We start from the raw sequence: 18,889 nt of genomic DNA, 5'->3' as shown, positions 1-18,889 counted from the left end.
GCAGGAATTGTCGCCGTTTCAAAGCCGATTTGCAGGATTTCAGTGCGAATTCAGGAAATGGAAGACATGTGATTGTCCCAGGCATACCCGGGCGGCCGGGCTATGACTTCGGCTGGAGCGTCAAGCTCTCCAACATAAGAAAGCGCGCCATTTCCGTCTGAAATCAGGAAACCTGCCTGATCGATCGGTGCGACACCGCACCCGTCGGGAATGGGTTTTGCCCCCAGAAAGGCTGAAGTTGACGTGTCCCAGAAAAGCGTTTGACCGCCACGCGGGGCAGACGTTGCAATCACACTGCCATCGTTGTTGGCAGTCACCGAACCGATGTAGTTTTCAAGTCCGACTGCAATGGGGGTCGGGATTGTCGTTGGACGAGGCGGTTGGTCCCGTTCAACAACGACGACCAGCGGCGGCGTTTCGTTTTCCGGCCCTTCGAACTGACCGCCAACCCATACTCTTCCGGCAGCGTCCATTGCCATATGGCGCAATGAAACCTGGTGCAGGGAGCGTGGCAGCGCTTGTATGGACAAAAGTTCGCCGGTCTCTACATCAAGAAAGGCGATCGACGGCGCCATGCTGTCGAGATTCAGCTTTTCGCGTGCCTTGTCCGGATGGGTTTCAATGCCACCATTTGCGACGATAAGCGCGCGTCCATCGGCGCTCATCAGAATGTCGTGTGGGCCAACTCCGAAAGTATCGAACTCTCCGATACGCTTTGGCTCGACAGCACTCATGTCGTAAACACCGACAACACCTCGGGCCGCATCGAAATCGTTCTCAACCGAATAAAGCAGCCGTCCGTCGGCCGAAAAACACCCGTGCCCATAAAAATGCCGACCCTTGGAGGCGGCCAGGACATGAGGTTCAACGCGATCGAACGGATGAATGACGACGGCAAATGCACCCGGACGCCTCGCGAATGCGACCCAGCGGGTCTTGTCAGGAGATATAGCTATCCCGTGCCCTCTGCCCGGCAGGGAGACTTCAGCCAAGACCTGACCAAGATCGTCCAGAATACCAATTCCATAGGTTCCGTTCGCTTTTCTGAAGGCACTGGCAAAGAGAGGTATGTCCTCTTCGGCACCCCGGCCGATCAGGTTCTCTGCCAGCGTTGATTTTGCAAAAACCGGCGTTGCCGCGAGGCTGCCAAGCCCGGCCAAAAAATGACGTCGGGAAAATGCCGTCGGCTTAGTCGCCGTCAAGCGCATTGAACCCTCCGGCGAGATCCAGCGCTCCGGCAAGTTCGAGAGCGACAGTATCTCTGATCGATTTGACGGTAATCGCAAGGACGCTCACCAGTTTGTAGCTGTCTCCCTGCCCGAATGACTTGCGCAGTGGGGGATTTAGCTGCGCTAAAATCTTCTGAGCGTTGCCGAACTCAAAGTTCAGCGTATCGAAAATCCATATGAAGTCCTGCGGCGTCAGGCTTTGCAGGTTCAAGCTTGACAGCGACTGCTCAATTCCCTGCAATTCGCTGGACAAGAATATGACGCCATTGCCCGAGCGCGAAAACGGAAAACGTCGGGGTTTGGCCTTCTCTTCAGAAGTTCCTAGTGCTGGCAAAAGATCCTGATCGCGCACAACAATCAGCCCAGTGACCAATGCGTTGAAAACGGATTCGATGGCCTCTTTCGAAGTCTGAAACCGCGCATCGTTGCCACCAGGTGTTAGCAAGATGTCTTTGAACCCGTCCGGGTTTGCCCAATCCGCCTCAAGGGCAATTGCGATGGTGTGTATGTTCCGGGCGATTGCGAGAGCATAGTCGCACGTAAACTCCGAGTTTTCGTCCGATTTCCCCAGCCGCACTTCGCCGGTCTTGTCAAAAGCGATCAGCTCCAGAGCTGTCAGCCCCTGAACTGCAACACTCTTTTTCGCAAGACCGGCGGCATTGAGCGCGTCCTTGTCCTTGTTCGCATATAGTTTGCGAAGTTGCCGTGAACCTATGCCGCGAGGATCAGGCAGGAAGGCCAGACGGCTTAACCTGTCCTGATCAAGAAGTGGCCCGAAGCGCAAGAAGTGAATACGTCCAAAGTCATGAACGGTTTCGGAAAACACTTGTTGAAACTCAAGGCCGGCCGTCTCATTCGCATCGAGACAGACCGTTTCGACTGCCGTCGGAAGGCTCTGCGTCGAGGAGGCAAATTCCTGAAAAGCCGGCTGGATATAGCCGATGATCATGCTTTCAAGGTTGGACTTGTAATCCTGCGCCCGTGCCGAAACCGAAACAGACAGGGCTATGGCCATCACGAGTATCAGGCGCATTACAGAGACTCCAAAAACCTGATCAGATATCGGCGGTCATCCGGAGACAGATTGACTACGTTGTTTCGCGCCTGCTCAGCCTCACCACCATGCCATAGCACTGCTTCAAGCAGGTTTCGAGCACGTCCATCATGCAGGAACCGGGTGTGATTGTTAACTGTTTCAGTCAAACCGATACCCCATAGCGGCGGTGTGCGCCACTCCTGACCGGTCGCGTCGCCAACGGGCCGGTGATCGGCGAGGTCTGGACCCATGTCATGAAGCAACATGTCGGTGTATGGCCAGATCAGTTGGAACCGGTGTGCCGGATTTTCCGCAAATCGGCCGGTAACGAATTTCGGCTGATGGCAAGCGGTGCAACCGGAGGCGTAAAAAACTTCCTTGCCCTTGAGGACTTCCGGATCTTCGACATCCCGCCGCGCCGGAACTGCAAGGTTTTCTGAATAGAAGGTCACAAGTTCCATAACCGGGTCTGGCGCTTCCGATGGTCCAAGTTGAGCCTGCTCGCCATGCGGCATGGACAGGCACTCCGTTTGGGCCTGGGTACAGTCACCGAAGTTGTTGGGTTTGTCCGGTGTGCTAATGCCGATGTCGCCGGAGAACGCGCCAGCTGTCTGTGCTCGGATGGACGGATTCGAGGCCTTCCAACCAAACCGTCCGAGTGTCAGCTCATTGGTTTGCGGGTCCCGCACCTGACTGGGCCTTCCCGATATCCCGTCTCCATCCTCATCACTCGGGTCGGCAAGCGCTTCGATATCTCCGGGGTGGATCGCCTGCAACAACCCAAGCCCGATCATTGGCGGAGCAACTCTGGGCGAAATCAATGTTTCTGGATGCATGTCGCCATAACCAAGGTCACGGATATTATAAATTGGCATTTGCAGAACAACGGTTTCACCGCCGTTCAGCAATATCTCTATGTCCTCAAATTCAATGTCGAACTTCCCTTCGCCGGACAATCCGGGAACCGCAAACGCCTGAAACTGACCCCCGTATGTGGGCTCAGGAATAGACAGAAGCACCTTCTGGGCTAAAGCCTGCCGCTGATCATCGTTTTGCGGAGGTATCGACAATCTCAAAAAGAGCGAAACCGCCTCGTCTCCCGTGCGAGGCGGACGGCCACGCCCATCCTTCAGATGGCAGCCCTGGCACGACCTTGCATTGTAGAGAGGCCCCAGACCATCAGATGCCTGAGTTGAAGCCGGTGAAGAGGCCCAGAGCTTCTTGAAAAGCCCGTTCCCAACCTTGAACAAGTGTTGCTCGTCGAAAGTGAGATTTGAATTGGAATGGGAAAAGGCATCTCTGCTTGGCCGTCGTTTTGAGGTGCCGGCGCCTCCCTGCATCTTCTCAAATGCCTCAGCTGTTTCAAAGTCCGTTGTCAGCTCAAGCACCCGCGCCGCCTTTTGCCGGTCGGCTTCGGAAAGATCGTCTCGATAGGAGAGAGCATCGGCGCCATAGGTCGGATATGCAGCGACCAGAAAAACAGAAACAGCGCCCAATGCGGCGCTCAGTTTGGGGACCAGTCCCATTGTTCGCATCCTGATTATGCCCGCGAGCCCCAATTCGCGGGTGTCAACACCAGGCGGTCCATCGACCGCCTGGTACACTCTAAGGCTTATTCGAAGACAGCGCCCGGATTGTCCAGGCTGTCTGAGCCTTCAAAGGCGATCTCGTCAAGCTCAAGCACCTTCACCACACGTTCGATGGAGGTCGTCTGGTCGACAAGCGCATCAACGGCCGCCTGCACGACAGCATTGCCTTCCTCGTTGCCCTCACCGATCATCTGGTCATAAGCTTCGCCGCCTTCAGCGCGGGCTTTCATGGCCTTAAATGCCGCAAGCGTTGCATCAAGTTTGGTTTTCATTTCTTCCGCAAGCGCAGGGTCTTTTTCCGCGACAAGTTCCGCCAGAGACGCTCCGGAAACATTGTTGCCGAGTGGGCTGCTGTATTCGCCGAAATAGACATTCCGGATCCCGACCACATCATTGTAGTGCGACATATGCGTGTTGTCGGAAAAGCAGTCATGCTCTTCCTCCGGGTCATGAAGCATCAGGCCAAGTTTCATCCGTTCACCGGCTAGTTCGCCATAGGAAAGCGAGCCCATTCCGGTCAGGATCGTGGCCAGTCCGCCAGTTTCACCCTTGCCGCCAAGTTCCTCGCGCGCGGCACCACCAGGAGCCCAAGCAGCGGTCATTTCTTCCAAATCGGAAATCAGCAGATCGGTGACAGCCTTGAGATACTGAACACGGCGCTCGCAATTCTCGCCGGTGCAGTTTGCGGTATCGAAATCGGTTGCCGGACGGCTGCCGGCTCCAGCGTCCGTTCCGTTCAGATCCTGGCCCCACAGCAAAAATTCGATCGCATGATATCCGGTTGCAACATTGGCCTCCACTTCACCCGCTTCCTGAAGCGTGTTGGCCAACAGGTCGGCAGTGATCTCGGTCGCATCGACAGTTTCACCACCAACTTTCAAAGTCGGATTGGCGATAACATTCGCAGCGTAAAAATCATTTTCTTCAGATTCATCGCCATAAGACGCATCGACGTAATCGATCAGGCCTTCATCCAGCGGCCAGGCATTTACCTTGCCTTCCCAATCGTCGACGATGGCGTTACCAAACCGGTATGCCTCGGTCTGCTGATACGGGTTACGAGCCTCGATCCATGCGGCACGGGCAGCTTCCAGATTTGCTTCGGTCGGCTCTGCAATCAGCTTGTCGATTGCGCCCTTCAGCGTCTTGGCCGTCTCAAGCGAGTCAGCATATTTTTGCTGGGCAATGTCGCCATATGTCGACAGTACATCAGCCGGAGCCGCGGACAATGCCGGCGTGGCTAAAAGTGCTGTTGCGGCCAAAAGGCCAAACTTAAAAGATTTCATTGGTCCATCCCGGTGTCTGCAGGCCTGCAGAAAATAAGTGTTTGTGGCAGGCCAATTCCGAAAACTTTGGCGGTCAGCGAGTGCTGCGCAGATCGTACGGAAACCATTTTATGAGGCAAAAAGTCAAGATAAAAATACTAAAAAATCAATACTTTAGAACAATTCCAAAAAGTTGACTGGGAAGTGTAAGTTTAACTACGCATATATAAGCCATAAATCAGACATCAATCCTTTGATGCTAGTGAGGGAATGGTATAGCAATAAAAATAGGCCGGATCGGACGCCGGAAAACGGGAAGAAAACAAGATGCTCAATGCACTGAAAAGCTTTGTACGGGAACTTACCTTCGGTGACAGTGGTGAAAAGACTTTCGCTGAAGACGACAAACGACTTGCAGCTGCTGCGCTCCTGTTTCATCTGATCGACATTGACGGTGTCATTGAAGAGAGCGAAAGCCAAAAACTTCGGCAGATACTCCAGAACCATTACGAACTGTCGGACAAGGAAACGACCGAGCTTATTTCAGCCGCCAAGCAGCGGGATGAGGAAGCCGTCGACCTTTATGGCTTCACATCGGTGCTCAAACGCACCGCGGACGAAGACGAGCGCCTCGCGATCGTCGAAATGATGTGGGAGATCGTCTATGCGGACGGTCACGTCCATGAATTTGAAGACAACACGATCTGGCGTGTTGCGGAGCTTTTGGGCGTGTCGACCCGTGATCGCATGACACTTCGCCACAAGGTTGCTCAAACCGCGCCGGAAGCCGATGAAACCAGCTGACACCCTGCTGGAAGCAACGCCAGCTGTTCATTACTGACCGGTGATGCCCCACGGGACTCGATTTCCAAGATCACCTGCCTCATATTAAAGGCATGAAATTTCAGTCAAGTCAGGGCGGTCGCCCCAAAATTCTGATCATTCTGCACCAGGAGCATTCTTCACCAGGCCGGGTCGGTCAGGAATTGGTGAAACGGGGGTTTGCGCTGGACATCCGCAAGCCGAGATTTGGCGACACTTTGCCCGACACAATGGACGGGCACGCAGGCGCGGTCATTTTTGGCGGGCCAATGAGTGCCAACGACCCGGATGCGTTTGTCCATAAGGAGATAGACTGGATCAGCGTTCCGCTGGCCGAGCAAAAGCCATTTCTGGGCATATGTCTGGGTGCGCAAATGATGGTGAAAAACCTTGGCGGCACCGTATCCGGACACCGCGACGATCTCGTCGAGATCGGATATTATCCATTGAAAGCGACCGAAGCGGGCCAGGCACTCATGAACTGGCCGGGAAAGGTCTACCAGTGGCATCGCGAAGGGTTCAGCCTGCCGCGTGGAGCAGAACTGCTTGCAACCAGTCCGACCTATACCAACCAGGCAATCCGTGTGGGACCGGCCGCTTATGGCATTCAGTTTCATCCTGAGCTCACGCATCAGATGATGGTTCGCTGGACAACAAAGGGGGCTCCACGCATGGAACTCCCCGGAGCGCAACAGCGCCGCGATCACTTTGCAGGTCGACTGGTCTATGACCCTGCAGTTAAGAGATGGCTCGACGGGTTTCTGGATCACTGGATCGGATCCGCCGCAATGCCGAAGGTCCACTCGGCGCTGAAAGCAGCCGAGTGAACCCGCATTCCATTCAGAACCGATAATCAGATCGGAACGTCAAGACTGAGTTTATCGCTCACTCAAGCAACTCGATTTCACCAGGCTGCCACGTTTTTTCAAACCAGGCCTTCTCTGGTCCATAGAGTCGCAGGATCGTGAACCAGCCCTTTCCAGGAATTGTCTCGATCCAGTTCTGTTCTTTTCCAGATGGTGCTTGCGGGCCAAAATAGAGCGTCACCGATCCGTCTTCATTTACAAGCAACTCGTCACGTTTGTTGTTTTTGCTCGGAAAGGGCTGGCCGGTTTGCAGCTCTGAACGTGTTTGCGGGTCGTAGGCGACCACCGACCAGAAATCCTTGGCGGGCACCTTGGACGGAATGTCTAGCTTGTAGGACTTGGAGCCGTCGAGAAAGTCTCCCGATACGTCCGTAACGTTGAGCGCATATTGTGAGCCCTTGCCGGGCAGCTTCAGCACCATAGCGGGCGTGTTCACTGTCGCCATGTAGAAGAACATGGTTCTGGCATCCAGATACCGCCCTCCGTTACCCTTGTCCCGGAGCCACTGCCAGTCACCACCAATGAACGCCGTATACCATCCGCTATTTTCATAAAGATAAGCGCTCTTGTCGCGCGGCTTCAGCCAAATGGACCTGGCCATTGCGTTTCCGACCGCAACCGCCTCGGTTAGCAATTGTTTCATCCGAGGGTCCGGATCGAACGGTTTTCCTTTTTCGATGCCAATTGCGGCGGCAAGCCCACGCAGTTCCGGATCGAAGGTGGAGATGGGTTCCCGGTCAATCACAGCATGCAGTTCGTTGTAGAACTCGAATGTATTGGCATGGATTGTATTGAAAACCTTTTTGGAGGCATTGATGAACTCCATTTCCGGTGGTGTTGCCTTGTTCTTCAGCGGATAGATCTTCAACCCGTCCCGATAGGACTGCACAGCAACATCCGTTTTTCCATCGACCAGAAATCCGCGCGCGATGAACCAGTTGATATAGCTGGTCGACTTCGACACGAAATAGGTTGCGCCATCGACCTCTGCTTCATAGCCACCAACCGGAGGATCGAGGTCCCCTTCATAGTCGGGTGGAAGTATCAGATATCTGCCACCTTCACCCTTGTCTGGGCCTGGGACTCCCATATCGGTTACAAATCGAAAATAGGCATCGTTCACGGTTGTCGGGCCCTGGCCCTTGGGCACTTCGATAACCACAGGGCCGTCGCGCTGAAGGTCCAGTATCGCCGTTCCATAAACTGTGTCGGTGTTACCGGTCAGGAACAACGGATTTGAATCCATCAGTTGTTCGAACACGGCAACCTTGTTGGATGCGTCCAGCCCGATCTCAAGCAGGCCCCGGCGGATTCCCTCAATCGAAGTTGCCGGAATGAAGTTCAAAAACACCTCAGCACCGCGCATGAAGTCGAGAGCATCGAACATGAGGGTGCTCGTCTCAGGTGTCGGCCTGCCATCGATGAACTTGAGGGTGCCGAAACGGGTCTCGACTTCGTCGGGCGTCAAGATGTCTTCAGGGATCCGTGTATTGTATCCTGGTGGATTGACCGTTTTGTCGGATGCCAGACCTGGCGAATTGAGACAGAGACAAGCGGCAAACCAAAGACCAATTCGTTTCATCATTCCCTCCCGGAAGTCACACGGGCATTGCACTCGGCAGCCTTCGAACAACTGGAAGATGAAACTGAAAATGAATCAAGTTGGTGATTTTGACGGTGGAGCGTCATCGCTCCACCGATAGGTCAACTCATAAAGTTTACCTGATACGAGCGTCTTCGACCGGATAACCAAGACCGCCCTGCTCGCTAAAGTTTTCCAGGTGACATTCACTGCATGCGGTCACGACATTGACCGCTTGAGGGGCACCATTCGGCGCAACCATCATGTAGTACCAGTCACCGGTCTCCGGAGATGTACCAGCGCGCACCTTTTCCATCAGGAACAAAGGCCCCTTGCTGACTTTACCGTCATCGTTGATCGCAAAAGATTCCTTGGCGATCTTCGTGCCAGCCGGAACCTGAACATCCTCCGGCTTGTATTTCAGATATTCATCCGCACCAATCGCATTCACGTAGGTGACAAGGAAACGTCCCCCATGAAATCCGGGTGCTGCAGGAAAGGCGCTTGCCTTTGTCCAACCCGGATAATCATTGACAAAGTCTTCGGAGATCCAGCGTTTCGGGCCTTCTCGATATCCCGCCTGCAGATCGGCTTTCAAACAATCATAGACGCTTTCGGCTTCGTCGCCGCTGAGTTCATAGCCAGGCTTGTCGACATCGCAGGCAGCATGCGCTGTCGCGGAAATCAAAAGTGTCGCAAAAACGCCTCCCAGATAAATCGGTAGCTTCTTCATTTCTCTCTCCCATTGTAGCCAGCCCCGCGTAGAGCTGAAGGAAAGAAGCTTCCGGTCCAGAAAGGCGCACGCACAATTCACGTGGCCGGTGTCGACACGTGAAAAGCCGTGAACCTGAAGTTTTTCAGCTTAAATGACAGTGAGTTATGCCGCGGATCGCAGGAACTTGCGATCCGCTCAAGTCTGCTCGATCAGCTTTCGAACACCACCAGAAGGTCCTTGGCGTCAATTTGAGCACCGGGTGTCACCAGGATTTCGGCCACTTTGCCATCGCGTTCGGCATGCAGCGCCGTTTCCATTTTCATGGCTTCGATCGACACCAGAACATCGCCGGCCTTCACATCTTGGCCTGCGGCAATGGCAACAGTTGAGATCACGCCCGGCATTGGAGCCCCGACATGAGCCGCATTGCCGTCCTCAGCCTTGCGCATTGCAGCGGCACCCGTGGCGCCATGTGCCCGGTCCGGTACCTTGACGTTTCTCGGTTGCCCATTGAGTTCGAAGAAGACTTTCTTCTCGCCCTTTTCGTCCGTTTCGCCGATCGCCTGACAGCGAACCACAAGGGTTTTCCCCGGCTCAAGATCAACCAGAACTTCGTCACCGGCATCCAGACCGTAAAAATAGACCGGCGTCGGCAAGACCGAAGTTGGGCCATATTGTTGGAATGCTTTGTCGAAGTCAGTGAACACCTTCGGATACATCAGATAAGAGGCAAGCTCGGTATCGTCCACCTCATGACCTGTTTTTTCGGTGGCGGTCTCGCGCTCTGCATCCAGATCCGCTTCTGCCAGCAGAGACCCGGGCCGAACCTTGATCGGAGTTTCACCCTTCAGCACTTTCTGCTGAAGAGCTTCCGGCCAGCCACCCGGCGACTGCCCAAGATCCCCATGCAGCATCTTCACGACGCTGTCAGGAAAGGCGACATCCTTCCCAGGGTCTTCGACATCCTTCACGCTCAGGTTCTGGCTGACCATCATCAATGCCATATCGCCAACGACCTTGGACGACGGGGTAACCTTGACGATGTCCCCGAACATCTGGTTGGCATCGGCATAAGCCTGTGCAACTTCGTGCCAGCGGGTTTCAAGACCGAGCGAACGCGCCTGTTCTTTCAGATTGGTGAACTGCCCGCCCGGCATTTCGTGAAGATAGACTTCAGAGGCGCCAAAACGCAGGTCACTTTCAAAGGCCCGGTACTGGGTTCGAACGGCCTCCCAGTAAAAAGAAATCTGGCGAATGGTCTTGGCGTCGAGCCCCGTATCGCGCTCACTGCCACGCAGTGCCTCGACAATGGAACCAAGACAAGGCTGCGATGTCAGGCCCGAAAGGGCATCCATCGCAGCATCAACCGCATCGGCACCCGCTTCGACAGCTGCCAGTATCGTCGCAGCGGCAATGCCCGACGTATCATGCGTGTGGAAGTGGATCGGCAGATCGACTTCCTGCTTCAAAGTCCTGATCAGCAGTTTTGCAGCTTCCGGCTTACACAGGCCAGCCATGTCTTTGATACCAAGAATATGAGCTCCTGCCGCTTCCAGCTCCTTGGCAAGACCGACATAATACTTGAGATCGTATTTCGGACGGGCGCTGTCCAGCATGTCGCCGGTGTAACAAAGAACGCCTTCACAAAGTTTTCCCGACTCCTGCACCGCGTCCATGGAAACGCGCATGTTTTCGACCCAGTTCAGGCAATCGAAGACACGGAAAAGATCAATGCCGTTTTCGGCTGCCTGCTTGACGAAGAAACGAACCACATTGTCGGGGTAATTCGTATAGCCAACCCCGTTAGAGCCGCGCAGCAGCATCTGAAGCAGGATGTTTGGCGCTCTTTCGCGGATCTGATGCAAGCGCTCCCAAGGGCTTTCCGTCAGGAACCGCATGGCAACGTCGAAGGTCGCACCACCCCAGCATTCAAGGGAAAACAAGCTCGGCAAACCGGTTGCGTATGCATCAGCCACGTTGACGATATCGTGGCTGCGCATGCGAGTGGCGAGCAGCGACTGGTGCCCGTCGCGCATCGTCGTGTCGGTTATCAGCGCGCGTTTTTCCGCCTTCATCCAGTCGGCAAAACCCTTCGCGCCCAGTTCATCGAGCAATTGCCGGGTTCCAGCCGGTTTGTCGTCGCCGAAGTCAGGGACGATTGGCGCCGACGCATCCTTGGGCGGCCGCTCCCGGTTTTTGGTTTCCGGATGCCCGTTGACGGAAACATCGGCAATATAGGTCAGCAGCTTGGTTGCCCGGTCCTGCCGTTTCGTCTGCTCAAAGAGCGCAGGCGTGTCGTCAATGAACCTTGTTGTATAGGCGTTGGCCTTGAAATCATCGTGTCCGATGATGTTCTCAAGAAAGACAAGATTGGTGGCAACACCGCGGATCCGGAACTCACGCAACGCACGGTCCATGCGTTTGCGCGCATCTTCTGCCGTCGGAGCCCAGGCCGTAACCTTTTCCAGCAGCGGATCATAAAAACGCGTGATCACCGCGCCGGAATAAGCAGTGCCGCCATCCAGGCGAATACCAAATCCAGTCGCGCCGCGATAAGCAGTGATGCGGCCATAGTCCGGAATGAAGTTCTGCTCCGGATCTTCCGTCGTAATCCGGCACTGCAGTGCGTGACCGTTGAGACGGATCATTTCCTGCGGCGGGACACCGCTCTGCGGTGAACCGATCTTGTAACCGTCGGCAATGTGGATCTGCGCCTGAACGATGTCGATGCCGGTGACTTCTTCCGTCACCGTATGCTCAACCTGAACGCGCGGATTGACCTCAATGAAGTAGATGGCACCCGTATCGGCATCCATAAGGAATTCGACCGTACCCGCACCGCGATAGTTGACCGCCCGGCCGATCTTCAGACCGTATTCGCAAAGTTCCTGCCGTTTGGCCTCGTCGAGATATGGAGCCGGTGCCCGCTCGACGACTTTCTGATGCCTGCGCTGAATGGAACAGTCGCGCTCAAACAGATGCACAACGGTTTCGCCATCGCCGAGGATCTGAACTTCCACGTGCCGGGCGCGCTGAACCAGCTTTTCAAGATAGATCTCGTCCTTGCCGAAAGCAGCCTTCGCTTCGCGCTTTGCGGCCAGAACTTCCTTTTCCAGTGTGGCTTCGTCAGGGATCACCCTCATCCCGCGGCCACCACCGCCCCAGGAGGCTTTCAACATGACCGGATAGCCGATGTCTTGTGCCTGACGCCGGATTTCATCAATTTCATCTGGCAGCGGATCGGTTGCCGGCATGACGGGGACACCAGCTTCAATTGCAAGGTTCCGCGCAGCGACCTTGTTGCCCAATCGGCGCATGGTATCGGATTTGGGGCCTATGAAGGTAATTCCGGCGGCTTCACAGGCGTCAACGAATTCCGGGCTCTCGGAAAGAAGACCATATCCGGGATGAATCGCATCGGCCCCGGAATGTTTGGCAACACGTATGATCTCGTCGATGGACAGGTAAGCCTCGATGGGGCCAAGCCCCTTTCCGACCTGGTAGGCTTCGTCAGCCTTGAATCGGTGCAGCGCCAACTTGTCCTGTTCCGCATAGATCGCGACGGTTTTCAGACCAAGCTCATTGGCCGCCCGAAACACCCGGATTGCAATCTCGGATCTGTTCGCAACGAGAATTTTTGCAATTGCCAAACGCCCTCTCCCCTAACTTTGAGACAAAATTCAGCCACTTTCGGCAAGATTTCTACTTTGGTAGGAGGCGCTTGAAAAGGGGCAGAAGGTATGTCCTTTTTTTAAGCCGGAGAATTTTTTTGCGCCTGCACCGCTAACCTATAGAAAATGAACACTAATCCGGCCTAAGTCTCCGACGGATTACCGCTTTCGAAAAATTTGCAGTGCAGCAAAACGGCAGCATTTTTCCTGCAATTGCAAAAATTTTGAGCGAACTTTTCGACTCTGAACCAAATTGAGACACTTTTCTGAACACCTTGTTGACTGCCTTTCGTTGGCACTCTGGAAACCGGTTCAAAGATCCGCACTGCCAGATGCCGACCCACCAAATCTGGTACGAACAAACCCGAAACTTGTCTGAATCAGCGATTCGTCCAGGCTTCGTTCACCCTGTGTCCAAAGGTAAACGGACAAGCCTCTAAAGTTATTCCCGCGATTTTCAGAATTTTAACACTTGACAATGACTCGACCCAAATCGCGCTCATCTGTAGGTTTTGACTCAAGCTATTGGCCAGATTCAGGATTTTGTGCCCAAGACGACACTGCAGGCTACATGTCGTAGGGAACAAATCCTGAATCAGAAAGAGTCCGCGATTCGGTTTCGGTTTGTTCCAGAGTCGTTCTCCACAATTATTTTTCGATTGAAAAAAAGGCGTTTTTGACCATTTGGATAGGGACACAACGCGCGACGGCGTGCTAGATACGCTCCACCATATCTAGGGCCCGTTCCAATGGCGTTCCTTCAGAGCGCCTTGCCAAAGAAAGCCGACCAAAACCACTTTCATGCCACGCCCCCAAACACTGCCGCTGCCGCCGCAAGCCCGGTCCCGTACTGTCACGGCCGTGCTCGGACCGACAAACACCGGCAAGACTCATCTCGCGATCGAACGCATGCTGGCGCAGTCTTCAGGCCTGATCGGCCTGCCCTTGCGCCTGCTTGCGCGGGAAGTCTACGGACGGGTGGCAGACCGGGCGGGCAAAGAAGCCGTCGCTTTGGTCACTGGTGAAGAAAAGATCATTCCGGACAATCCGCGGTTCTGGGTCTCGACAGTCGAGGCAATGCCGCTGGACCTCAAAACCGAGTTCGTCGCGATTGACGAAGTTCAGCTCGCTGGAAATCTGGATCGTGGGCACGTTTTTACCGACCGCATCCTGAATTTGCGGGGCATGTCGGAAACCCTGTTGCTTGGCTCGGCGACAGCGCGGCCGCTGCTGGAAAGGCTTCTGCCCGGCCTGAATGTCGTGACCCGGCCTCGCATGTCCATTCTGGGATATGCGGGTTCAAAAAAGGTGTCCCGTCTACCCGCTCGCTCGGCGATCGTCGCGTTTTCCTCCGATGAGGTCTATTCGATTGCCGAACTCATCCGCCGGCAACGTGGCGGCGCCGCTGTCGTCCTTGGCTCACTGAGCCCGAGAACCCGGAATGCGCAGGTCGACCTGTTCCAGAATGGTGATGTCGACCACCTCGTCGCCACGGATGCCATTGGCATGGGCCTCAACCTCGACGTCCACCACATCGCCTTTGCAGGCAACAGAAAATATGACGGCTATCAGTATCGGCAGTTGACGGCATCCGAGATGGGTCAGATTGCCGGACGCGCCGGAAGACACACCAAAGACGGCACGTTCGGTGTCACCGGGCGGGTCGACCCGTTACATGACGAACTCGTCGAACAAATTGAAAGTCATCAGTTTGACAGCCTGAAAGTGCTGCAATGGCGCAACAGTTCTCTGGATTTTTCTTCCAGCGGCTCGCTTCGAAAAAGCCTGGATGCAGTGCCGAAAGAAGAGGGTCTCGCTAGGGCACCCACAGGCGATGACATCACAGCTCTTGAACATTTATTGCGCGACGCCGCAATATCTGACATGGCAAAAGGCGAAAAAGCGGTCGAATTGTTATGGGATGTGTGTCAGGTCCCGGATTATCGCAAGATTGCACCCGCGAACCATGCCGACCTGCTGAACACCATTTACAGCCATTTGATGCGTCATGATGTCATTGCTGACGATTGGTTCACGCGTCAATTGGCCTTCGCAGACCGCACAGATGGTGATATCGACACACTCGCAAACCGGATTGCTCACATCCGGACCTGGACATATGTCGCGAACCGCCCTGACTGGCTGGCCGATCCGGCTCATTGGCAAGGTGTGGCAAGCGGCATAGAAGACAAATTATCTGACGCCCTTCACGAGCGGCTGACACAGCGTTTCGTGGATCGGCGGACAAGTGTATTGATGCGACGTTTGAGAGAGAACGCAATGCTGGAAGCAGAAATTACATCGAGTGGCGATGTGCTCGTTGAAGGTCAGCACATCGGAAATCTGCTTGGCTTCCGCTTTGCCCCCGATGCGGCTGCCGAGGGACCGGATGGAAAGACCGTGCGCGCAGCTGCCCAGAAGGCTCTGACGACTGAGATTGAGTCTCGCGCGGAAAAGCTCGGCAAATCGGAAAACAGCGATTTTGTGCTGACATCCGATGGTGCTATCCGCTGGCGGGGCGAACCCGTTGCCAAATTGGTTGCCGACGAAGATCTTCTTGCACCAACGGCCCTCCTGCTGGCTGACGATCATCTGTCTGGCCCTTCACGGGAGGCTGTTCAGAACCGCATCGACCTTTGGGTCAAGGCACAGATCGACACCTTGCTGAAACCGCTCGTGGACCTGAAAAACGGTGAAGACCTGGAAGGCCTTGCACGCGGCATCGCGTTTCGCATCGTCGAAGGCCTCGGCATTCTTGAGCGCCAGGAAGCGGCGGACGAGATCAGGCAACTCGATCAGGACATGCGTGCCTCTTTGCGCAAACACGGCGTTCGTTTTGGCGCATATACCGTTTTCGTACCCGCACTGTTGAAACCGGCCCCCAGCCAGTTGCTCGCACAGCTTTGGGCGCTGAAGCACGGCTCGCTCGACATGAATGGCATGGCCGAGTTGCCGCAGTTGTCCGCCTCGGGCCGCACATCAATTCCGGTTGATGAAAGCATCGACAAGGCGCTCTACAAGGTTGTCGGCTTTAGGGTCTGCGGCCCTCGTGCCGTGCGGGTCGACATTCTGGAGCGATTGGCCGATCTGATCCGGCCGTTGATTGCCTGGAAGCCACTTGATGCGGAGGTTGCGCCGCCGGAAGGAGCAATCGAAACCGGTGGCGGCTTTACCGTAACAGTTGCGATGACCTCCCTGCTCGGATGCGCCGGCGAGGATTTTTCCGCGGTTTTGAAATCACTCGGGTACCGAGTTGAAACAAAGGAAGTGCAGCGCCCGGTCACTGTTAAGGCAGCGACTGAAGAACCAGAAGCGACGACAGAACCGGACGCTGACAAAGGCGCCTCCAGCACCGAAACACCGGAAGCACCCGCTCAGCCAGCCGAAGCCGCTGGTGAGACCGACGCTTTGGCAGTGGCAGACGCGCCGGAAGCAACCTCCGGCGACAGTGCAGACACACAGGCTGCGGAGACACCTGCCGCGGAGATGGAACCAGCTGCTGAACAGCAATCAGAAAGCCAGACCAAGGAAGCGGAACCCTCTGCGGAGCCTGAAACTGTTGAGGGCGACGCCCAGTCGGAGACTGACCAGACATCAGATGCGCCGACAGAGGTGGCTGCAGACGGTGAAGCGCGTGGAGGTGACCCGGAAACGGAAACAGTCACCATAGAAATCTGGCGCCCTGGCCGGCATGATCGGCGCCCTCGAGGCCGCAACGATCAACGGCGTGGTGGAGACCGCAAATCCCACGGACCGAAGGGCGGACACGGCGACAAGCGCCACGCCAAAGGTGCTGGGAAAGGCGGTCCGAACCGAAACAAGGGTGGACATGGCGGCAAGAGTTATGACGGCGGCCACCGGCGCGACAAGACGCCAAAAGACAAGCCCATCGATCCAAACTCACCTTTTGCCGCCCTGATGGCCTTGAAGGAAAACCTGGACAGCAAGGACAAGAAGTAATTCCGGAGACCGGTGAATTCTCTGCCTCAGGCAGCCTGCGCATCGACAAGTGGCTCTGGTACGCCAGGGTCACGAAGTCCCGGTCTCTTGCGCAAAAACTGGCGACCTCCGGTCATATCCGGGTCAACAAGGAAAAAATCGCTTCTGCAAGCAAAGCAGTTAAGCCCGGTGATGTTCTGACCATCGCGCGGGAACGCGGCGTGCTCATTCTCAAGATCATCGCACTCGGCAAACGGCGCGGCCCTTACGAGGAAGCCCGTAAGCTTTATGAAGACTTGTCGCCTCCGCCACCTCCAAAGGCTGATCCTCCTACGCAGGCACCTGGCCAACGGGAAGCCGGGTCAGGCCGTCCGACCAAACGAGATCGCCGCAAGATGGATGCATTTCGCAGCGAAAGCTGACACCGAATGCGCCCAATCGCTCAAAAACGAAAAATCTTTCTCTTTCTCCGCCCAAATGCGTCATCGTGGGCGCTTGCGCCCGTCATCCAAAAACGATACCCAACGGCCTGAAGTAGATTTAATGTGCTGCTCCTGATAGATGAGCTGCACATATGACCGCCGCAACAAAATAAGGATGCTGTCCGAACGTCCTGTTACGGTTGCCGGCTTTTATGAGGATACCGATGACCTACGTCGTCACAGACAATTGCATCAAGTGCAAATACACCGACTGTGTTGAAGTGTGCCCGGTGGACTGCTTCTATGAAGGTGAGAACTTCCTCGTCATCAATCCGGACGAGTGCATCGATTGCGGCGTGTGCGAACCCGAGTGTCCGGCGGAAGCCATTCTTCCTGATACGGAGCCGGGATTGGAAAAGTGGATTGAGGTCAATGCCGAGTATTCGGAGAAGTGGCCGAACATAACCGAAAAGAAAGAACCGCTGCCCGACGCAGCTGAATACGACGGCAAAGAAAATAAATTCGAGAAATTTTTCTCGCCAAACCCGCCGTCTTGATTCGATAAACTTATGCGTGCGGCGCACCGCCGCATGCGTCAGCTATACTTACTTAATTTGTGATTCTTATAGGAAATTCAAACACCTGACTGATGGCCTCAGTGAGGTGCTATGTGTCATTTGCACATCAAAAAAGCACAACGCTTTAATTTTCCACAAAAGTATGTTACCTTTAGTGGATAGTCGCCAACCACGAGACCAACCCCAAAAACGGAGTCTTCCCAATCTGTTCCGGCTCATAACCACCGGACAGAGAAAGATCCCGGCAGCTCATGTGTGTGAATAAGGTTCTAGTGTGGAAATAGACGACTGACCAGCCCTGACACGCCGCATATCAACAGGCGTTCCGTAAAGGATCGCTCGGCGGGGTACGTGTCGCATAAGAAAAGAGGATCGCTCAGCGATCCATCACCGGCCCACAAGGGCCGATCAACTGCGCAGGAGAGAATATAAGTATGGCAACGAACACCAAAAAGACCGCGCAGCGTCAAGGATTCAAGACCGGCGAGTACATCGTTTATCCGGCGCATGGCGTCGGCCAGATTACCGCTATTGAAGAGCAAAACGTGGCAGGTCACTCTTTGGAGTTGCTCGTTATCGTTTTTGAACAGGACAAGATGACCCTGCGCGTCCCGGTCGCGAAGATCACGTCCGTCGGCATGCGCAAGCTGGGTGATCCGGCAGCTGTCAAGAAAGCTCTGGAAACCGTTCGCGGCCGTCCGCGCGTCAAGCGCACCATGTGGAGCCGCCGTGCGCAGGAATATGAAGCAAAGATCAATTCCGGCGACCTGATCGCGATCTCCGAGGTTGTTCGCGACCTTTTCCGCTCTGAAAACCAGCCGGAACAGTCCTACTCCGAGCGCCAGCTGTATGAAGCAGCGCTGGATCGTATGGCGCGTGAAATCGCAGCCGTAAACAAATGCTCTGAAACCGAGGCGATCAAGCAGATCGAGCAGAACCTGGCAAAGTCCCCGAGCCGGATTAAAGCTGCCGAAGCTGCCGAAGCCGGCTCGGATGATGACGAAGACAAGGAAGAAGCCGCTTAACAGCAGCGCTACTTCTAAAAAAGAACTTGGTAAGGCCCGGACTCGTCCGGGCCTTTTCATTTTTGAAGCAGCTGCTCGCGGACTTATCACGGAGAAGTGCACAAAATCTGCCTCGGCGACATTCGTAAGTGATCTAACCTGCACTTATGT

Annotated in this window: 13 protein-coding genes; 6 read left to right on the top strand and 7 right to left on the bottom strand. The window is 55.1% G+C overall.

Annotated features, from left to right (window positions below; genetic code table 11):
- Positions 1 to 50 precede the first annotated feature (50 nt).
- The 4 genes from FIV00_RS04040 to FIV00_RS04025 form a co-directional block, all read right to left on the bottom strand.
- Positions 51 to 1,208 carry a DUF1513 domain-containing protein gene (locus tag FIV00_RS04040; protein ID WP_152499548.1) on the bottom strand — a complete coding sequence of 386 codons (1,158 nt, stop codon included), beginning with the start codon at positions 1,206 to 1,208 and terminating at the stop codon, positions 51 to 53.
- Positions 1,189 to 2,262 carry an imelysin family protein gene (locus tag FIV00_RS04035; protein WP_152499547.1) on the bottom strand — a complete coding sequence of 358 codons (1,074 nt, stop codon included), beginning with the start codon at positions 2,260 to 2,262 and terminating at the stop codon, positions 1,189 to 1,191. Before FIV00_RS04035 ends, FIV00_RS04040 begins: the two co-directional genes overlap by 20 nt.
- A complete protein-coding gene (locus tag FIV00_RS04030; RefSeq protein ID WP_152499546.1) occupies positions 2,262 to 3,791 on the bottom strand; it encodes a di-heme oxidoredictase family protein in 1,530 nt (509 codons plus the stop codon). The genes FIV00_RS04035 and FIV00_RS04030 overlap by 1 nt, the downstream gene beginning before the upstream one ends.
- 86 nt (positions 3,792 to 3,877) lie before the next feature.
- Positions 3,878 to 5,140 carry an imelysin family protein gene (locus tag FIV00_RS04025; RefSeq protein WP_152499545.1) on the bottom strand — a complete coding sequence of 421 codons (1,263 nt, stop codon included), beginning with the start codon at positions 5,138 to 5,140 and terminating at the stop codon, positions 3,878 to 3,880.
- Positions 5,141 to 5,446: 306 nt separating this feature from the next.
- Between FIV00_RS04025 and FIV00_RS04020 the strand changes: the two genes are divergently transcribed.
- Both FIV00_RS04020 and FIV00_RS04015 read left to right on the top strand, forming a co-directional pair.
- The gene (locus FIV00_RS04020) at positions 5,447 to 5,923 is read left to right on the top strand and encodes a TerB family tellurite resistance protein (protein ID WP_152499544.1); all 477 of its coding nucleotides are present in this window, start codon (positions 5,447 to 5,449) and stop codon (positions 5,921 to 5,923) included.
- A gap of 92 nt (positions 5,924 to 6,015) precedes the next feature.
- Positions 6,016 to 6,768: a glutamine amidotransferase gene (locus FIV00_RS04015; RefSeq protein ID WP_152499543.1), complete on the top strand. Its 753-nt coding sequence runs from the start codon at positions 6,016 to 6,018 to the stop codon at positions 6,766 to 6,768.
- A 58-nt stretch (positions 6,769 to 6,826) separates the two neighbouring features.
- On the opposite strand, the gene FIV00_RS04010 is transcribed toward FIV00_RS04015, so the two are convergent.
- The 3 genes from FIV00_RS04010 to pyc form a co-directional block, all read right to left on the bottom strand.
- Positions 6,827 to 8,392, bottom strand: a complete 1,566-nt coding sequence (locus FIV00_RS04010; RefSeq protein ID WP_152499542.1) for a DUF1254 domain-containing protein — start codon at positions 8,390 to 8,392, stop codon at positions 6,827 to 6,829.
- 133 nt (positions 8,393 to 8,525) lie between these two features.
- Complete coding sequence (locus FIV00_RS04005; protein ID WP_152499541.1) at positions 8,526 to 9,122, bottom strand: cytochrome P460 family protein; 597 nt, start codon at positions 9,120 to 9,122, stop codon at positions 8,526 to 8,528.
- A 191-nt stretch (positions 9,123 to 9,313) separates the two neighbouring features.
- Positions 9,314 to 12,754 (bottom strand): pyruvate carboxylase, encoded by a 3,441-nt coding sequence (gene pyc / locus FIV00_RS04000; protein ID WP_152499540.1) that lies wholly within the window; start codon positions 12,752 to 12,754, stop codon positions 9,314 to 9,316.
- An 822-nt stretch (positions 12,755 to 13,576) separates the two neighbouring features.
- Between pyc and FIV00_RS03995 the strand changes: the two genes are divergently transcribed.
- The 4 genes from FIV00_RS03995 to FIV00_RS03980 all read left to right on the top strand — a co-directional run bounded on the left by FIV00_RS03995 (position 13,577) and on the right by FIV00_RS03980 (position 18,739).
- Complete coding sequence (locus FIV00_RS03995) at positions 13,577 to 16,735, top strand: helicase-related protein (RefSeq protein ID WP_152499539.1); 3,159 nt, start codon at positions 13,577 to 13,579, stop codon at positions 16,733 to 16,735.
- Complete coding sequence (locus tag FIV00_RS03990) at positions 16,735 to 17,136, top strand: RNA-binding S4 domain-containing protein (protein ID WP_152499538.1); 402 nt, start codon at positions 16,735 to 16,737, stop codon at positions 17,134 to 17,136. The genes FIV00_RS03995 and FIV00_RS03990 overlap by 1 nt, the downstream gene beginning before the upstream one ends.
- Positions 17,137 to 17,360: 224 nt before the next feature.
- Positions 17,361 to 17,693 (top strand): ferredoxin FdxA, encoded by a 333-nt coding sequence (gene fdxA / locus FIV00_RS03985; RefSeq protein ID WP_152499537.1) that lies wholly within the window; start codon positions 17,361 to 17,363, stop codon positions 17,691 to 17,693.
- A 455-nt stretch (positions 17,694 to 18,148) separates the two neighbouring features.
- A complete protein-coding gene (locus FIV00_RS03980; protein WP_152499536.1) occupies positions 18,149 to 18,739 on the top strand; it encodes a CarD family transcriptional regulator in 591 nt (196 codons plus the stop codon).
- The last annotated feature ends 150 nt before the right edge of the window (positions 18,740 to 18,889 follow it).

It is taken from the genome of Labrenzia sp. THAF82, from assembly GCF_009363435.1.
GTDB lineage: Bacteria > Pseudomonadota > Alphaproteobacteria > Rhizobiales > Stappiaceae > Roseibium > Roseibium porphyridii.
The sequence above is the reverse complement of the archived record's forward strand: the minus strand, read 5'-3'. Positions and strand labels throughout refer to the sequence as shown.

Coding starts and splice junctions, on each gene's coding strand:
- FIV00_RS04040 (WP_152499548.1), bottom strand. CDS start 1,208: ATGCGCTTGACGGCGACTAAGCCGACGGCATTTTCCCGACGTCATTTT.
- FIV00_RS04035 (WP_152499547.1), bottom strand. CDS start 2,262: ATGCGCCTGATACTCGTGATGGCCATAGCCCTGTCTGTTTCGGTTTCG.
- FIV00_RS04030 (WP_152499546.1), bottom strand. CDS start 3,791: ATGGGACTGGTCCCCAAACTGAGCGCCGCATTGGGCGCTGTTTCTGTT.
- FIV00_RS04025 (WP_152499545.1), bottom strand. CDS start 5,140: ATGAAATCTTTTAAGTTTGGCCTTTTGGCCGCAACAGCACTTTTAGCC.
- FIV00_RS04020 (WP_152499544.1), top strand. CDS start 5,447: ATGCTCAATGCACTGAAAAGCTTTGTACGGGAACTTACCTTCGGTGAC.
- FIV00_RS04015 (WP_152499543.1), top strand. CDS start 6,016: ATGAAATTTCAGTCAAGTCAGGGCGGTCGCCCCAAAATTCTGATCATT.
- FIV00_RS04010 (WP_152499542.1), bottom strand. CDS start 8,392: ATGATGAAACGAATTGGTCTTTGGTTTGCCGCTTGTCTCTGTCTCAAT.
- FIV00_RS04005 (WP_152499541.1), bottom strand. CDS start 9,122: ATGAAGAAGCTACCGATTTATCTGGGAGGCGTTTTTGCGACACTTTTG.
- FIV00_RS03995 (WP_152499539.1), top strand. CDS start 13,577: ATGCCACGCCCCCAAACACTGCCGCTGCCGCCGCAAGCCCGGTCCCGT.
- fdxA (WP_152499537.1), top strand. CDS start 17,361: ATGACCTACGTCGTCACAGACAATTGCATCAAGTGCAAATACACCGAC.
- FIV00_RS03980 (WP_152499536.1), top strand. CDS start 18,149: ATGGCAACGAACACCAAAAAGACCGCGCAGCGTCAAGGATTCAAGACC.